This is a genomic window from Moorena sp. SIO3I6 (assembly GCF_010672095.1).
In genome coordinates this window covers 1-1,165 of the sequence record NZ_JAAHHU010001558.1, presented here as the reverse complement: position 1 = coordinate 1,165, position 1,165 = coordinate 1, and the positions used below count along the sequence as shown (strand labels likewise).

General features: G+C 40.8%; 2 protein-coding genes. One reads left to right on the top strand and one right to left on the bottom strand.

Translation table 11 applies throughout. The features are described from left to right. Positions 1 to 594: 594 nt before the first annotated feature. On the bottom strand, positions 595 to 756 hold the full coding sequence (locus tag F6K49_RS51190) for a hypothetical protein (protein WP_293110603.1): 162 nt from the start codon (positions 754 to 756) through the stop codon (positions 595 to 597). 43 nt (positions 757 to 799) lie between these two features. On the opposite strand from F6K49_RS51190, the gene F6K49_RS51185 reads away from it, so the two are divergent. Further along, positions 800 to 1,165 (top strand): glycosyltransferase (locus F6K49_RS51185; RefSeq protein WP_293110601.1); only part of this gene is annotated, 366 nt, incomplete at its 3' end.

Sequence of the window (1,165 nt, the reverse complement as noted above, 5' to 3'; positions counted from 1 at the left end):
TGGACGGAAGAAGGGGTGATTCAGAGACTTAGTGATGACTTAGTAGAACTGGCAGAAAACTCAGAATTGCGACAGCAGTTGAGTGCAAGGGCCTTGGCGCAACCAACTAAATTTGAATTTAAGAATGTTGTGGAAAAAATATATATAAATTAATTGATTGAAGTAAAAAAATATGGGTTTTAGGGAGTAGGGAATCGGGAATCGGGAATCGGGAATCGGGAATCGGGAATCGGAACCAGGGAGTAGGGAGTAGGGAGTAGGGAGTAGGGAGTAGGGAATAAGGAGTAGCTAAAAAAAACCTGTGTAAATCATTACTATTACAAGCGATCTAATTTTTGAAAAAATTTTAATTTATTAAAACTAAAACTATAGTTTAAAATACGGCGGTTTGCATAACTATCAGGTATACAGTATTTTTTCCTCTTCCCTCTTCTCTCTCCCCTCTTTTATTCTCCCTGCTCCCTGCTCCCTGCTCCCTGCTCCCTAAAACCTAATAATTTGTATCTGATCAATTGCAAACCGCTGTACTTATGCATCTATCCTTAAGGTCACATTTAGGTAAGCATTCAGCTATCAGCTATCAGCTATCAGTTATCAGCCATTGGCGTAGCGTGGCCAACGGCCAAGGCTGACGACTGACAGTTGTTGGCGTAGCGTGGCCATTGGCGTAGCGTGGCCAACTCCTAAATGCTTACCTTTCAGCTTTTGAATAAAATAAGCTGACGGCTGACGGCTGACTGCTGAATGCTTACACATTTAGTGATAAATTTTACGAATTTTATTAAGGATATCAATTTTAATGACTTCATTTTATAAAGTATTAATAATTGTCGAAAATTTACCTGTACCCTTTGACCGACGGGTATGGATGGAAGCTACTAGCTTACAGAAAGCTGGTTATCAAGTTACTACAATTTCTCCCAAAGGGAATGGGTTTGATAAAGATTATGAAGTCATGGAAGGGATTCATATTTATCGCCATCCCCTACCACCGGAAGAAAGCTCGGTTACTGGCTATCTTCGAGAATACAGCTGGGCTGTGAATTGGCAATTTCGCTTAGCTCGCCAAGTATGGCGAGAGCAGGGTTTTGACATCATTCACATTTGTAATCCGCCAGATTTAATGGTTCTAGTAGCGGGATGGTTTAAATTGTTTCGGGGCGTA

Excerpts from the sequence above, each read along its gene's own strand:
- F6K49_RS51190 (WP_293110603.1), bottom strand. The coding sequence starts at position 756 with ATGTGTAAGCATTCAGCAGTCAGCCGTCAGCCGTCAGCTTATTTTATT.